At 36.3% G+C, this 14,270-nt stretch carries 15 protein-coding genes and 1 pseudogene; 4 read left to right on the top strand and 12 right to left on the bottom strand.

Features of this window, described 5'->3' with window-relative positions:
• The first annotated feature begins 55 nt into the window (after positions 1–55).
• Complete coding sequence (locus RHABOEDO_RS00780; RefSeq protein ID WP_220017482.1) at positions 56–1,090, top strand: IS630 family transposase; 1,035 nt, start codon at positions 56–58, stop codon at positions 1,088–1,090.
• A gap of 85 nt (positions 1,091–1,175) precedes the next feature.
• On the opposite strand, the gene RHABOEDO_RS00775 is transcribed toward RHABOEDO_RS00780, so the two are convergent.
• The 5 genes from RHABOEDO_RS00775 to RHABOEDO_RS00755 form a co-directional block, all read right to left on the bottom strand.
• Positions 1,176–2,066 (bottom strand): polyprenyl synthetase family protein, encoded by an 891-nt coding sequence (locus tag RHABOEDO_RS00775; protein WP_215216420.1) that lies wholly within the window; start codon positions 2,064–2,066, stop codon positions 1,176–1,178.
• Complete coding sequence (locus RHABOEDO_RS00770) at positions 2,063–2,737, bottom strand: LbetaH domain-containing protein (RefSeq protein WP_215216419.1); 675 nt, start codon at positions 2,735–2,737, stop codon at positions 2,063–2,065. Before RHABOEDO_RS00770 ends, RHABOEDO_RS00775 begins: the two co-directional genes overlap by 4 nt.
• An 80-nt stretch (positions 2,738–2,817) precedes the next feature.
• Positions 2,818–3,558, bottom strand: a complete 741-nt coding sequence (ubiG, locus tag RHABOEDO_RS00765; RefSeq protein WP_220017656.1) for a bifunctional 2-polyprenyl-6-hydroxyphenol methylase/3-demethylubiquinol 3-O-methyltransferase UbiG — start codon at positions 3,556–3,558, stop codon at positions 2,818–2,820.
• Positions 3,528–4,034, bottom strand: a complete 507-nt coding sequence (locus RHABOEDO_RS00760; RefSeq protein WP_215216417.1) for a hypothetical protein — start codon at positions 4,032–4,034, stop codon at positions 3,528–3,530. The genes ubiG and RHABOEDO_RS00760 overlap by 31 nt, the downstream gene beginning before the upstream one ends.
• Positions 4,025–5,164 (bottom strand): 3-oxoacyl-[acyl-carrier-protein] synthase III C-terminal domain-containing protein, encoded by a 1,140-nt coding sequence (locus RHABOEDO_RS00755; RefSeq protein ID WP_215216416.1) that lies wholly within the window; start codon positions 5,162–5,164, stop codon positions 4,025–4,027. Before RHABOEDO_RS00755 ends, RHABOEDO_RS00760 begins: the two co-directional genes overlap by 10 nt.
• 252 nt (positions 5,165–5,416) lie before the next feature.
• Between RHABOEDO_RS00755 and RHABOEDO_RS00750 the strand changes: the two genes are divergently transcribed.
• The gene (locus tag RHABOEDO_RS00750) at positions 5,417–6,556 is read left to right on the top strand and encodes a class I SAM-dependent RNA methyltransferase (protein WP_220017655.1); all 1,140 of its coding nucleotides are present in this window, start codon (positions 5,417–5,419) and stop codon (positions 6,554–6,556) included.
• Positions 6,557–6,726: 170 nt separating this feature from the next.
• Here RHABOEDO_RS00750 and RHABOEDO_RS00745 read toward each other — a convergent pair.
• Positions 6,727–7,416: pseudogene (locus RHABOEDO_RS00745) on the bottom strand (transposase family protein).
• A 252-nt stretch (positions 7,417–7,668) separates the two neighbouring features.
• Here RHABOEDO_RS00745 and RHABOEDO_RS00740 point away from each other — a divergent pair.
• Together RHABOEDO_RS00740 and RHABOEDO_RS00735 are read left to right on the top strand one after the other, a co-directional pair.
• Positions 7,669–8,748: a hypothetical protein gene (locus RHABOEDO_RS00740; protein ID WP_220017654.1), complete on the top strand. Its 1,080-nt coding sequence runs from the start codon at positions 7,669–7,671 to the stop codon at positions 8,746–8,748.
• A gap of 226 nt (positions 8,749–8,974) precedes the next feature.
• Positions 8,975–9,550 carry a hypothetical protein gene (locus tag RHABOEDO_RS00735; RefSeq protein ID WP_215216413.1) on the top strand — a complete coding sequence of 192 codons (576 nt, stop codon included), beginning with the start codon at positions 8,975–8,977 and terminating at the stop codon, positions 9,548–9,550.
• Between the two features lie 130 nt (positions 9,551–9,680).
• Here the strand turns inward: RHABOEDO_RS00735 and RHABOEDO_RS00730 are convergent, their stop codons facing one another.
• From RHABOEDO_RS00730 to gspE, 6 genes are read right to left on the bottom strand one after another with little or no spacing between them, the layout of a single operon-like run.
• Positions 9,681–10,052: a hypothetical protein gene (locus tag RHABOEDO_RS00730; protein ID WP_215216412.1), complete on the bottom strand. Its 372-nt coding sequence runs from the start codon at positions 10,050–10,052 to the stop codon at positions 9,681–9,683.
• Positions 10,053–10,109: 57 nt separating this feature from the next.
• The gene (locus RHABOEDO_RS00725) at positions 10,110–10,571 is read right to left on the bottom strand and encodes a YbhB/YbcL family Raf kinase inhibitor-like protein (protein WP_215216411.1); all 462 of its coding nucleotides are present in this window, start codon (positions 10,569–10,571) and stop codon (positions 10,110–10,112) included.
• A gap of 2 nt (positions 10,572–10,573) precedes the next feature.
• Entirely contained in the window at positions 10,574–11,023 is a 450-nt protein-coding gene (locus tag RHABOEDO_RS00720) for a hypothetical protein (protein WP_215216410.1), read from the bottom strand.
• A gap of 25 nt (positions 11,024–11,048) precedes the next feature.
• A complete protein-coding gene (locus tag RHABOEDO_RS00715) occupies positions 11,049–11,429 on the bottom strand; it encodes a type II secretion system protein (protein ID WP_215216409.1) in 381 nt (126 codons plus the stop codon).
• 10 nt (positions 11,430–11,439) lie between these two features.
• Positions 11,440–12,618 carry a type II secretion system F family protein gene (locus tag RHABOEDO_RS00710; RefSeq protein ID WP_215216408.1) on the bottom strand — a complete coding sequence of 393 codons (1,179 nt, stop codon included), beginning with the start codon at positions 12,616–12,618 and terminating at the stop codon, positions 11,440–11,442.
• Complete coding sequence (gene gspE, locus RHABOEDO_RS00705) at positions 12,619–14,268, bottom strand: type II secretion system ATPase GspE (RefSeq protein ID WP_245397529.1); 1,650 nt, start codon at positions 14,266–14,268, stop codon at positions 12,619–12,621.
• Positions 14,269–14,270: the final 2 nt, after the last annotated feature.

Here is a 14,270-nt window from a genome sequence, read left to right as displayed (position 1 = left end):
TGGTTCCGATTCAATCGTATAGAAAAATATTTTGTTTTGTGTTAAGCTATTGAGTATGAAAAAACTGATCCCTAGCCAGAGAGCTGACTTAGAACACAAGTTAAAGCATCCAAAAGACTATTCTGAACGGAATAGGCTTTGTGTAATTTTGGGCTATGATGAGGGTATCTCAACAAAAAATCTTGCTAAAACACTCCGGATAAGCCCTATCACTGTTCAGAAATACCTCAGAGAATATGATTCCGAAAATAAAACTGGAAGTAGCCCTCGAGGCGGTAGCAAATCAAAACTTTCACAAGACCAAAAAGAGTCTCTACTAAAACACCTACATGAAAAGACCTATCTTAAAGTCAAAGGGATCATAGCTTATGTGCATGAGCAATATGGGATAAAATATTCCCGAAGTGGCATGACAGATTGGCTCATACAGCACGGATTTGTTTATAAACGTCCTAAAAAGATTCCTGGGAAATTAGATCCTGAAAAACAACGAATTTTCATAGAACAATATAGGGCTTTAAAGGAGACCTTAAACCCTGATGAAGAGATCTATTTCATAGATGCTGTGCATCCTGAACATCAGTCCCAAGCCGTATGTGGATGGATCAAAAAAGGCGTTCAAAAGACTTTGCAGACATCCGGGAAACAATTGCGATTGCATTTTGCTGGAGCTCTTTGCCTGACAGGAATGAAGATTTTTACAGAGGAATATAAGACAGTTGATGCCGATGCAATGCTCGATTTTTTCAAGAAGCTAGAAAAACAGACAGAGGCTCGAATTATTCATGTAATTTTGGATAATGCAAGATCAAACAAAAATAAGAAACTAGAAGAGTTTCTGATGTCTTCTAGGATTAAAGTGCACTATCTCCCTCCTTATTCGCCGAATTTGAATCCTATTGAACGCTTGTGGAAGATCTTAAAGGAAAAGAAGGTATACAATCGATATTACGAAACGTCGGTGACTTTTTTTCAGGCAATTAGAGGATTCTTCTTAGAAGAGATACCGAAAATAACAGATATTTTGAAATGTAGGATAAACGACAAGTTTCAAGTCGTTGACTTAAATCCCATTAAGCTAGCCGTTTGAATCGGCACTAGTATATACCCTTTTCCTCGGTTCTCCCAAACGATTTCTTCCTCTGTGCAAATAAGAGTCTTGTATATTGGGAAAATTATTTCTCAAATCTTGCGTAATGAGAAAGCATATCGATAATTTTTTTAAAATAAGGGGTAAAAAGACCCAGCTTCTTTAAGTGTTCACAGCAGCTAGATAACTCATTTTGGAAATATTCTAGTGCTTTTTCAGGACCTAGCATATGGGCTATGCTGAGTTTAAGGTTTTCTTGCTCATCTTGTTTGATATCATGAAGATCGTCTGCAATTTGAAAAGCAAAACCAAAGTGATGTGCTAATTTTTTAACTAACTCAAGTTGTTTTCTATTCCCCCCTCCAAAAAGCCAACCGAAAGCAAAAGCGATTTCAAAAAGGGTTCCTGTTTTTTGAGAGATAATTCTTTGTGCGGTTTCTAAAGAATGGTCTGGGGGAAAAAGATCAAAAAACTGTCCTCCTGTAGCACCTAAAATCCCAGAGCATTGGGTTGCTATGGAAAGGGCTAACGCACAAATGACATCGCTCGAGGCAGAAAAAGGAGAGGGGGATTTTTTTAGAATTTCCGCGTTTTGATGAATCTTGCCAAATCCAGCTGTCATTAAAGAATAACTAGCTAAAAGAGCCGTTGATTCTCCATAGATTTTATGAGTAGAGGGTTTATCGCGTCTTTGATCATCATCATCCATGCAAGGAAGATCATCGACAATTAAAGAAGCTGTATGAAAAAATTCTACGGCTAGGGCTGCATCTGAAACGTCTAGCTGGTTGTTTAGCGCTTCTGCAACCAATATAACGATTAAAGGGCGAAAACGCTTGCCACCGCTCATCAAAGCGTATTCGCAAGCATCGCGCAATTTGGTTTTTTCTCCAAAACCAAGAAGGCTTTGGGTAATTTTTTGATCCACTTTTTCTAAATACGAAGAAAAAGAAAGTTGGTTCTTTAAGGTTGTCATAGAGATTCTACTATCACATGTGAGGAGAATTTTACAAGGCTTCTTTGTGGAACATACCTCTGCAAGGTCATATTTGGGTGGCAGATCACATCTTTGCCGATACAGGTGCCGGGATTGATTACGGTATTGCATCCAATTTGAGAATTATCTCCTATGCATGCACCCAGTTTTTTTAGTCTAGTTTTTATTTTTTGCTGACCCCAATAAACAGAAATGCATTGATGATCTAATCGATAATTTGCGCATTTCACCCCTGCGCCAAGATTGACGCCGTTACCTAAAATAGAGTCTCCTACATAATTAAAATGAGGGGCTGCTGCTTTATTAAAAAAAACAGAATGCTTTATTTCAGAGCCATGACCAATTACACATTGATCTGTAATTAACACATTTCCTCGAATATAAGCCCCTTGGCGGATCTGACAATCCCGGCCAATGACACAAGGACCTTGAATGTAAGCACCTGGTTCAACGATTGTTCCAGAGCCAATAGAAATTTTATCAGGATCTGTAAGCAACACACCAGAAGAGATGTGTATTTCAATTTTTCCTAACTTTTGCTCTAAAAGATAGGTCGAGAGCCGCTCTAGTGCTTCCCAGGGATATTCCAGGCCGTCAAACAAACTTCTATGTTCATAGGCATCTAGACAAAATAGAGAAAGACTTTCCATACTATCCTTTAAAGTTGTGAATCTTTCATTTTAAAGGATAACCGAGTTAATGTGCAGAGAGATTTTTTCTGTCTTAATTATTAAATTTTTTCATAACAAGCACGAGAGTGAACTTTTTGCGCAACCCCACAGTAACCTGTTTTGAGAGAAGAAGAAAAACAGAAAGAGAAATCGCTAGAAATTTTTTTAGTCAATAAAAGGCGAAAAAAACTTTTGGTCAAAATTTTAGGGCGAAATCCTTTTAAGTTTTCTACATTAAAACCATTTGAATAACACATTTTCTGCAATTCCTTTGGCTTAATAAACAAAGAGTAGATATGCATATTTTGGGGAGCATTTCGAACAAACCAATCTACTCCTTTAATCACAATAATGTAACTAGCTAGGGTGCGATTAAAGGTATGAAAAAAGAAGCGTCCCTTGGGACGAAGCACTCTAGAAGCCTCTTGAATCAACCGCTCTGGATATTCTAGATGCTCTAAAATATCTGTTGCGCATACAACATCAAATTTTGTTTTTTCAAAAGGAAGATGATAGGCGCTGGCTTTAATATATTCTACTGAATTGGTTTGATCGTGTAAACGCGCCACTTCTAAACTTGTTTCTGAAAGATCTATTCCTGTTACTGTATGTCCTTTTTCAGCCAAAAAATTTGCAAGAAAACCTGTACCGCAACCAATGTCTAAAATACTTTGGTGAGAAGCTATTTGAGAAGCTATCCAATTCTTTCGAAGTACGTTTTCCGCCCTTAACAAAGCAACGGGATGATCCTTATAAAAGGAGTTATTAATTATTCTTTTTCTACGCATTTTTCTTTCCAAACTAAGTTCCAAAATATTAATTGATAGACAAGGAAAAGAATAAGCACAACTACCTGAAATAGTAAAAAATTATGCAAGATTTGTGGTTTGCTCAACCAATGTTGCATCCAGCTGGCAACAGGCTTTTCCTGACTAATAGGCCAAATAAACCCAGCCAGTCCTAAGGTTATCGGTTGGAGAGTAAATAACAGAGCGTGTAACCAATTTTCCCTTGCGCAGCAATGGTGCTTATGTACAAATTCATCTTTAGTTACCAAAACACAAGAGATAGCAGCAAAAAGCAAATAAATTTTTAAGGTCGAAAAAGAAAAAGGGACAAAAAGAGCAAAGAAAAAACAAATCAAAACACTCAAGGTGTCAATGGGGTGCCCAATTCTCTCCCAAAGAGGCAACGTTCTTTTTATATGAAAATACCCCTCATCAAAAACCATAGCGATGGCTTGTAAAACAAACGGGATAACAGGTACTACCCACATGGTGACCTCTTTTCCATTATAGATCCACAAATCGTAAGACCTGGGCCAAAAGCCAAACTTACAATAAGAGATCCTGATATAACTTTTGGATCTTTTAAAATTTCTTTCCACACATGTGGCAAAGTAGCAGAAGACATATTGCCAAACTGTTGCAAGATGAATTTACTATGAGATACTTGAGCAAAACTTAAACCTAACACAGCTTGAATAGATTGAACGATTTTAGGCCCTCCTGGGTGAATAGCAAAAAGCGCATTTTCTAAGATATATTCGATAGTAAATCCCGATTTTTGACTCATACGAACCAAGTAAGGATAAATAGACTGAGCAATTAAAGCGGGTATTTCTTGAGATAGAGAAAGAGCAAATCCCCAGTTTTCCATTTTCCAGTGCATAGCATTAAAGGAATTAGAAACCAGTTCTTCATGAAGAATATAGAGTTGAAAATGCTCAGAGGAACAACTGGCTTGAACTCGATATTTTATAAATCCATCTGCAAACAACGATTGAGAAACCAATTGATTTAATTCATGCAAAGAAGGATTTGTGTGCAAAGAACAAATCTCTGTATGAACGATATCGATACAACTTTCTGCTTGCAAAGCTCCTTGAGCTAATCTTAAGGCTGGGATAGAAGCAGAACACCCCATGTGATAAACATGCGAAACAATGGTTTTCTCTCCCCAATCTCTTTGGGAAACCATTTTTTGTCCACCGCTAGGAGAAACGTACCCAGTGCAAGTTACATGGATTAAGTGATTTGGAGAAATGGCAGATTTGGGATAAAACTGTTCAAATGCAGCTTCCACCTGATCGGAAAAAATTTTAGAACGGGTTGTTAAATCCACTCCAAAGGAAGATTCTTCCAAACGATAAACCTTCATTTTTTCCCACTCTGTATGTAAAAAATCGCTTAAAATATGCCCTCTTTTTGCAATTCGATTCGGTTTACAGGCAACGTGATCCAGTTTTTGTTTGAGATTAAGTGTAAAAGGTTGAATTTGTTCTGCCTTTTTTCCTTGTGTGTAAGCTTCTGATTGCGTATGCGCTTGAATGAGCCAACTCAATGTTTCTTCTTGGGAGCTTTCGTAAGCAGGACGAATGATTTCAAATTGGCTTAAAGTTAACATGGCTCCAAAGGGTTAAAAAAAATACTTATAGTATTTAGTTACGTTAATTAGCTAGGTATTTTTCTTTGAACCTAATGCCTTAAATTCTATTAACTACTCTTATATATATATGTCTTCTTCTTATGGGTGTGTGAAAGTGTTCATAAGTAGGCTTTTTTTTATAGAGGAAATAAATTGTTCATGAATTGAAGATGGGTTGATGATAAAGTAGCGTTTTTGAACAATCAACACCTTGTTAACAAGGTTATGGACATGGTTATGAACACATTTTCAACACCGCTTCATTGCGATTATTTTCCTATTTGTTCGGGTTGTGACTTTCAAGGGCAAGAACTTGTTCCCCCTGTTTTTTCTTCCTTACAAGAATTTTTTGCTGAGCTGGTCCCTTACTTAGAAATTCCGCTCATCTATCAAGAACCACAAGGCTGGCGCTTTCGAGCTAAGCTTGCGGTAAGAGGAGATGCCAACTTTCCTCTTATTGGTTTATTTCAAAGAGGAACTCACAATGTGGTTTCCATTCCTAATTGTCCCTTGCACCACAGAGCCATTCTCAAGAGTTATCAACAGGTAAGACAAACCATGATTGATTTCCAAATTACACCGTATGATGAATGTAAGGGCGTAGTGCGCTATCTACAATTTTTGGTGGAAGAAAAGAGTCAGATGGTTCAGTTGTCTATTGTTGTAAATATTTCTGAGTCTACAAATAAACTTCATGCGTGGATCCGTCATCTTTATTCTTTAGGAGGATTTCATTCGACCTGGTTGAACTTTAATACAGAAAAAACCAACCGCATTTTTGGTGACAATTGGTTATTGTGTGCGGGTGAAATGTATCTTCGGAAAAAATTGGGAAAGATTATTTGCTCTATTCATCCCGCTTGCTTTGTTCAATCTCATTTAAGCTTATTTGAGCATGCTTTATCCATCATTTGCCAAGAAGCTCTTCCATCAAAAAGGGTTTGTGAGTGTTATTCTGGAATGGGGGTTATTGGGCTAAATCTTGCTTCGTTTAGCAAAGAGGTTCAATGTATTGAAATTAATCCCTTTGCTAAACAGTGCTTTGATCGAACCTGCTCTTTCCTTTCTCAGGAAATAAAAAACAAAATGTTTTTCCATCCAACATCGATGGAGAAAAGTTTAGGGCTACTTAAAACATCTGAGGTAATTGTTGTTGATCCTCCAAGAAAGGGCTTAGAAGCCTTTGTGCTTGATGCAATTGATCAATCCCAAGCGGAGCAACTTATTTACTTGAGTTGCTCTACAAGCTCGTTTATACGCGATTGTGGTAGGTTGCTAAAAAGCGGTTGGCGCGTGGAAAAAGTTTTTGGATACTTGTTTTTTCCTGGGAGTAACCATGTTGAGACTTTGTGCATCTTGAAAAGAAGCTAGTTAAATGTATTAGAGTTCTTCTGAAACCTAAATTTTAATTACCACCTAATCTACTATACATCTTCTTACAAGATAGCGCAGCTTTTTCAAAAAAACCCATTTATGCAATTCTTAATTTGAAATCAAACTAGTATAATAGCTCGAAATAGATCTCTTGCATAACCTGAATTTTAAAGCTCCCAATTATAGATTCCTGCTATAAGATTAAATCTTAGGCAAAAGCTGTTTCCGTCGATTTCTATATCGATCTGCTATGATTTTAAAACGCTTAAGCATTCCGATTACATTTTCATTAATTACACGTGCTTTGGCAGGGGATTGATTATTTTTTTTATCTTGTTTTGTTAAAGGGTTTTTCTTGTTTTTTCTTTTAGGCATATTTGTATGGGAATGAATCTTTTGCAGCCCTTGATATCCTGTATCCGTAATTACCTTGGTCTTTGGATAGATTTTCGTTTTAGATTCTTTAAATAATCGAAAGTCATGACGCTTACCATTACTAAATGCAGTGCAAATAACCTTCTGGCTCTTTTTGTCTACTATCACCTGACTTTTTAACGTATGCCTTTTCTTTTTTCCTGAATAAAAATATCTTTGGTTTTTTTTGGCCGCTAGCAAGCACTTTCTGAAATATGATAGGATGCTGCAAAAGGAAAATAGGTTCTATATTCTCTCATATATTCAAGGGTCATAAGAAGCTAATCCTCTATAGATAATCTATGGGGTCTTCCTCCAAACCTTTTTTTAGAAGATTCTGCTTCTTTTAAGATATCTACCATCTTCTCAAATGTGGCTCTTTTTACTCCTGTTAATCGACGAAACTCTTCGTTCTTAAAATCCTTTAAACAATCGTATTTCATTACAAAACCTTTTAAAATTTTAATTATTTTATAGATTATCTACAAGTTATGCAAGAGATCTAATGTTTTTGTTAGGATAGGAATCTATAAATGAGAGCTTAAAAATAGAGAATTATGCAATAAGTCTATTAATTAATATAAATTGAGAATCTCCTTGTTCATTATTATTTACTTATTTTATGGTACAGAATATTGATTGTTTTTTATTAAATCAGTAATATTTTAGCATTTCAAAAATAGGATTAATGCGTTATGACCTCTATAACATCAACTCAAAAGACTTTTTTTCCATACCATTTGTTGAATAAAAATGAAAAAAAACCGCAATCTAACTCTACTATTACAGATAAAAAGATATCCACTATTGCAAACCAGGCATTAGGAGGAAGCAGTCCTATATGTTACAATGAAACCCAAAATGAAAAGCCCTCAGTTACCGCTGATCTTCCTTTCTCTGAAAAAGAAATACAAAAGAAGCATGTTATCTCTGCAACATCGCAAGCAGTGTTTAGACCTAATTTATCCGCTGTTGTTATTGCTAAACAAAATCTTAAAACCCTTAAAAAAAAAACCCCTCCTTTACCCCCACCTCAGGAAAATAAACCTAAATTCGAGCCTGTTGAAACTTCGCTCTCTAAAAAAAGAGTTACTTTTCGAGAAGATACGCAAGTTACTAATCTAAAAGATGCGATTAAAGCTAATTCATCAGGAATCCCAAACACACCCTTCAATATCCCCTTTAGTAATAATACAAAAGAAAATTCTGCAACATTGCAAGCACCGAAACTAAAACCCGTGCCACTATCTAGATCTAGTACAATACGCTTAACCCCAATGCCAGAGTACTCTAAAAATGAAAAAAAACCGCAATCTAACTCTACTATTACAGATAAAAAGATATCCACTATTGAAAACCAGGCATTAGGAGGAAGCAGTCCTATATGTTACAATGAAACCCAAAATGAAAAGCCCTCAGTTACCGCTGATCTTCCTTTCTCTGAAAAAGAAATACAAAAGAAGCATGTTATCTCTGCAACATCGCAAGCATCGCAAGCAGCGATTAGACCTAATTTATCCGCTATTGTTATTGCTAAACAAAATCTTAAAACCCTTAAAAAAAAGAACCCTCCTCTACCCCCACCTCAGGAAAATAAACCTAAATTCGAGCCTGTTGAAACTTCGCTCTCTAAAAAAAGAGTTACTTTTCGAGAAGATATGCAAGTTACTAACCTAAAAGATGCGACTAAAACTAATTCATCTGATGAATGGGCTGATTTGGATAAAATAATTAAAGAATGTCTTGAATTCACTAAAAATCATAAGCCTTCTTAAAATTTTTCTAAAAAACCAGACTGCTATTTTAGTGCTTGTTGATCTTCTTTAAGAGAACATCAGCAAGCACTTCTTAATTTTTGTAAAATTCTAAGTTTATATAGAAATTTAAAAATTTATTCCATCTCAATAAATAAAAATATTATTTTATTTACTATTTAATAAAAATATAATAATGTAATTAAATAGTATGAATCATGATCTATAATTAATAATGGTTTTATTTATGGCTATTTCTACAAATCCTTCTATTCCCTCAAAACTTACTTATCAAAACATCCAAAACAATCAATCAATAAAGTTAACTCTTTACAAGAGAATATCTAAAATATTTTCTCGTTTATATGAGAAAATATCTAATCTCTTTTCTAGAAAGCCAAGCCAAATGAGAGCACTAAAAGAGATAGAACCTATTTATGATGTTCCTCAAAACAATCGACCGGTAAAAAAGTTAACTCTTTACGAGAGAATATCTAACCTATTTTCTGGAGGGTCCAATCGATTAGAACTACTAGAAAAAAGAGTGAATGGGGAGAATGCTCAGTTACAACAACGCTGCCAAGAGCTACATCATTACATTTGTATAAGTATAAGACGAATTAACTATCTAAACAATTTTGTTCACAATCTAAAATCTATGGTAGATGCTAAAGAAGATCAAATCAACTCATTAAAACAAACCATTCTTTCTCTGAAAGAGGAACTTTACTCTAATAGAACACAAGTTAGCCGATCAGATAGTGGATTTTCAGAAGCTTCTTATAGAAAAAAGCATGGTTTCATTAGCAAAATCATACCTTGAAACAAAAAATAGGATAGAGAAATCATTAACTGTGCCAGGATCCGAATAGGAAAACCCTAGCACAATTAATGTCGCAAAAAAGAGATAAACTAGCTTAAATAGCCTCATTTAAAAAAGGGATTTTTAGCTATTAAAACCCTATCCAGCAAAGAAGAATTCCATATATCAGAGGGAAAATTCCATTTAGCCTAATAGAAGAGTTTGAACTCATTGTGCATTTGACCAAAAGCTGTGGGAAAAACAGAATCATGAGACCACGAATTAAAAACAGCCAACCCAATATGGAAATCAATACAAATAAGCTCATATCCCAATAGTTGTATTCATTAAGGATAAAAAGACCAATTAGTAGATTGATAGATCCATGACAATAAAAAATAGCAGGTGTACTTTTCATCGATGTCATAATTTTATGAGCGTTGTGATGATAAAACAACATCCATAATCCTAAAATTAATAAAAAGGGACCAAAAACCCTGGCCAACTCTATTGATATATCCACCCTTACCTCCTTAAATTTAAGTGTAGCTAATAAACTTCAACTTAAGGATTAAATAAATTAGTTGTCAATATATTGCTTATATTTACCAACTAATTCTGCTTGCGCAATAATATGTCCTTGCATAGCCTGCTCTACTTGGCTTTTACTGGCTCCTTCAGCTAGATCTAGCTCACAATCAAGGGCATACAGCTTAAAAAAATAGCGATGCTCTCGATCAGGAGGGCAAGGTCCCTGATAGCAAAGCGTTCCACCTGTATTTTTACCGATAATCCCTTGAGGCACACCATCTTTGGGAATATGCGTAGTGGTTGGAGGAATATTAAATACAACCCAGTGGTCCCACATACAATCTTTGCGAATAGATGGGGGAACATCTGGATCATCCATGATTAATACAAGACTTTTTGCCTGAGAAGGGACCTCTTTTATGATCAACTCTGGATTTATGTCGTTGCCATTGCAGCTATATTCTAGAGGAATCGATTCCATATGATTAAAGGCGGGAGAGAGTAATTGCATAACTACCAATTTTTTAGGGGTTGTTCTTTAGTGCAGTTTATAAGAAAGCCTTTTTGTAAATCAATCCACAACTCCCTTTTTTCTCGTTTAGCAAAATAAATCAGTCCTCTTGGATAAATGAGCCCCTTGGAGGAGATTTCCCATTTTTTATTTTTGATGAGCTCTTTGTTGTATTTACACACCTTTACAGCAGAAAGAGCATGCTTTTTTTTTTGATTTAGAATAGAAGGCGGAAAAGGCTCATCGGAATGAATCCTATAATAATAGGTGTCATTTTCTAAAAAGATCTCAAAAGATAGGTCTGTTTGATAAATCAACGCAAGAGATTGTACATTTTGCAAAGAGGAAAAACAATTGGCTACTTGATTGTTAAATCTATAATCAGAGATCATACGAAAGATCTGCCATCCACTGATAGAGGCCATCATGCTAAAAATACAGATTGCAACCATTACCTCTAAAAGGGTGAATGGCCTGCTATTCTTGGGACGCTTGAATGGAATCATTGGGCGCCTGCAGCTCTGTTAAGCGCTTTGAAGTCACGACAATTTGATCATCTTTTTTTTCAATGACAAAGGGCATCCCCCATCCATCTTTTAAGATATTCGCTGCATTTTTTACCATACCTGAATCTTTCAGATAGGTTTCTGCATTTTCAACTACATCTGTAATAGAAGCTCCTTTGGCCACTTCTAACATGAGGGTATCTTCAATAAGCTGTATAGCCCGCTCGGTTTTAAATACCTTTCCTTTATCAAGACTTCCTTTCATGCTAAATCCAAGAACACTGCCAATGAGACCGATTAAGACGATGACAATCATAATCTCTAATAAAGTGAGTGCTTGTTTTTTTTTCATAAAATTCCTCCTAATTAAAAGAGCCCACATCGGTTAGTGGAATAAGAATAGATAAGACCACAAGACCGATGATTGCTCCTAAAGCAATCAACATGATAGGTTGCAAAAAAGCTGAGATCTGTGCAAGGTGTTTCTCTAATTCTTCTTCATAAATTTTAGAAAGATGAAAAAAAGCCTCCTCCATTTTTCCCGTCTCTTCTGCAATAGAGAGCATTCTTGTCATTAAAGCGGGCATAATAGGATGTTCATTACAGATCCACGAAAGTTTTTTGCCTTGCGCAAGCTTTTGCTGCGCATCGATTAACACTTTTTCAAGCGAAGGATGTCTAACTATTTTTTTGACCAAAGCAATCGATTCAATCAATGGCACCCCAGCACTGAGCAACATAGCCATAGTACGCGATAAGCGCAAAAGGGTATTATGAAAAAGAAGCGTGCTTACATAGGGCAACTGGATCAAAATAGGATAAATAAGCTCTTTAAAAAATTTCTTTAGAGCGAGTAAAGTTGCTGTGCAAAGGATGATCATGGATAAAAAAAAGGTCCAAATATGTTGATTGAGTTGATTACTCAAACCAAGCACAAAGGCAGTAACAGGATGCAAAGTTCGATCTTGAAATAGCTCTTTCATGGAAGGAATCACAAATAGCAGTAATCCTAGAACAATGAGAAAAGAAAAACAAAAAAGAACACCTGGATAAGTTAGTGCAGATTTTAATTGTTTTCTTACCATCTGTTGATGGGCAATAATTTGGACAAGCTGCTCAAAAGTAGAAACCAAATTCCCACTTTGCTCTGCAATATGCACCATGGAAATATAGATGGTATCAAAAGTATGAGGATACTTTTTTAAAGACTCTGAAAGAGGATAGCCTTCTTTCAAACGATGGCAAAGGTCTAAAAATAGAGAATGCGCCTTGTGACGTGCGTATTTTTCTTCCATGGTCAACAAGCTCTCATACAAGGGAAGACCTGCCTTAAGTAATTGAGAAAGCTCTTTTGTAAAGATAAGTAGAAGAGTTGGAGGTAAAACCAGCTCTTTTTGTTTGTTTTGTAGATGCGTTAAAGAGGTAATCAAAAGTTGTTGCTTGCGCAGTTTTTCTTTAGCCGTTTCCAAACAATCCGCATCGATAGCGCCTTTAATCTCTTTACCCTTAGTGGTAATTGCACGATAACGAAATAAAGGCATCTAACCTAACTCCAAAATCTTAGTTACCCTCAATACTTCAGAAGTAGTGGTAATCCCTTTTTGGACCAAAACAGCTCCTTGCTGTCGTAAACTACTCATTCCTTGAGCCAAAGCCACCTTTTGTAACGTAGTTGCATCTGCAGAGAGAAGTAATTGTTGTCTAACCAAGTGATCTACATACATCAACTCATAAATAGCATGTCTTCCTTTAAAACCAGAACCATAACATACCTCACAGCCAGCTCCTCGATAAAGACCCTCCTTTACTTCGCTTTTGCTAAGGCCTATCTCTTTGAGCTCTTGATCAAAGGGTTGATACAGAACACTACAGTGAGGACAAACTCTTCGTACAAGACGCTGAGCTAATACCCCTAATACAGAAGAAGAAAGCAGATAAGGTTCAATTCCCATATCCACTAAACGAGTTAATGCTGAAGGCGCATCATTGGTATGCAACGTGCTAAAAACCAAATGCCCGGTTAATGCGGATTGAATAGCGATCTCTGCGGTTTCTTTATCACGGATCTCACCAATCATAATGACATCGGGGTCTTGTCTGAGAATGTGCCTTAATCCTGTGGCAAAGTTGAGATGAATCCTAGGATTGACTCCAATTTGGGCCATACCGGGAAGTTTGTACTCAACAGGGTCTTCAATAGTCATGATATTCATTTCAGAAGAATTAATTTCTGATAGAGCACTGTATAAAGTGGTTGTCTTTCCACTACCAGTTGGTCCCGTGACTAGCACAATCCCTTCGCTTAAACGAATCAATTTATTAAATGCACTCAGCAGAACAGGATCCATACCAATCTTATCTAACCCAAGAGATACATTATTTTTATCTAAAATACGCAGTACAATCCTCTCTCCAAAAGCAACGGGCACGGTGCTTACCCGAAAATCGATCTGTCTTTGTCCCATATGCAGCTTAATTCTTCCATCTTGAGGCAGTCTGTGTTCTGCAATATCTAGCCGAGCTAATACTTTAATTCGCGTAATGAGTTGGGTTTGTAGCTCTAAAGGAGGAGTATGACGCATATGCAATACACCATCTAATCTATAGCGCACCTCTAACCCTTGTTCTGTCGGCTCAAAATGGATATCCGAGGAGTCCTGTTGTACAGCTTCTGCTAAAATGACATTTAAAAGATGAATCACAGGAACTTCACTCACGCTCTCTAATAAATCATAGCCTTCTTGCTGATCTTCTAAACAACTCTCTTGATTTTGTTGTAGGCTTGCAATATATTCCGACGCTTCATTCTCCTTTTGATGAAAGAGCTGCTCGATTGCTTTTTCAAAAGCCACTTGAGTTGTAAAAACCACCTGCGTATCTTTTTGCGTAATAAATCGGACCTGTTCTAAAGCTTCTAAATCAAAAGGATTGAGCATGGCAATAAGCCACTTTCCCCTCTGCTCTTCTAATATTACCAGCTGATTTTTACGAATAAAGGAGTAGGAAAGGGGAGAAATTTTATTTTTTATACAAAAAAAATCTAAAAGATCTGCATAGAAAGCAATTTCTAATTCTTTAGCTTTTTCTTCCACATTCCCCATATAGGAACGCGCTTTTACTAAAGAAACAGGAGGCTCTCTTTGCGTAAACAAACCTGATAATTTTGCTAAAAACCCCGTTAGCATTGCCATAG

The organism is Candidatus Rhabdochlamydia oedothoracis, from assembly GCF_019453995.1.
In the GTDB taxonomy this organism is placed as follows: Bacteria; Chlamydiota; Chlamydiia; order Chlamydiales; family Rhabdochlamydiaceae; genus Rhabdochlamydia; species Rhabdochlamydia oedothoracis.
Note: the sequence above shows the minus strand (reverse complement) of the source record. Positions and strands in the feature narration are given on the sequence as shown.

Coding starts and splice junctions, on each gene's coding strand:
- RHABOEDO_RS00780 (WP_220017482.1), top strand. CDS start 56: ATGAAAAAACTGATCCCTAGCCAGAGAGCTGACTTAGAACACAAGTTA.
- RHABOEDO_RS00775 (WP_215216420.1), bottom strand. CDS start 2,066: ATGACAACCTTAAAGAACCAACTTTCTTTTTCTTCGTATTTAGAAAAA.
- RHABOEDO_RS00770 (WP_215216419.1), bottom strand. CDS start 2,737: ATGGAAAGTCTTTCTCTATTTTGTCTAGATGCCTATGAACATAGAAGT.
- RHABOEDO_RS00760 (WP_215216417.1), bottom strand. CDS start 4,034: ATGTGGGTAGTACCTGTTATCCCGTTTGTTTTACAAGCCATCGCTATG.
- RHABOEDO_RS00755 (WP_215216416.1), bottom strand. CDS start 5,164: ATGTTAACTTTAAGCCAATTTGAAATCATTCGTCCTGCTTACGAAAGC.
- RHABOEDO_RS00750 (WP_220017655.1), top strand. CDS start 5,417: ATGGTTATGAACACATTTTCAACACCGCTTCATTGCGATTATTTTCCT.
- RHABOEDO_RS00740 (WP_220017654.1), top strand. CDS start 7,669: ATGACCTCTATAACATCAACTCAAAAGACTTTTTTTCCATACCATTTG.
- RHABOEDO_RS00735 (WP_215216413.1), top strand. CDS start 8,975: ATGGCTATTTCTACAAATCCTTCTATTCCCTCAAAACTTACTTATCAA.
- RHABOEDO_RS00725 (WP_215216411.1), bottom strand. CDS start 10,571: ATGCAATTACTCTCTCCCGCCTTTAATCATATGGAATCGATTCCTCTA.
- RHABOEDO_RS00720 (WP_215216410.1), bottom strand. CDS start 11,023: ATGGTTGCAATCTGTATTTTTAGCATGATGGCCTCTATCAGTGGATGG.
- RHABOEDO_RS00715 (WP_215216409.1), bottom strand. CDS start 11,429: ATGAAAAAAAAACAAGCACTCACTTTATTAGAGATTATGATTGTCATC.
- RHABOEDO_RS00710 (WP_215216408.1), bottom strand. CDS start 12,618: ATGCCTTTATTTCGTTATCGTGCAATTACCACTAAGGGTAAAGAGATT.
- gspE (WP_245397529.1), bottom strand. CDS start 14,268: ATGGCAATGCTAACGGGGTTTTTAGCAAAATTATCAGGTTTGTTTACG.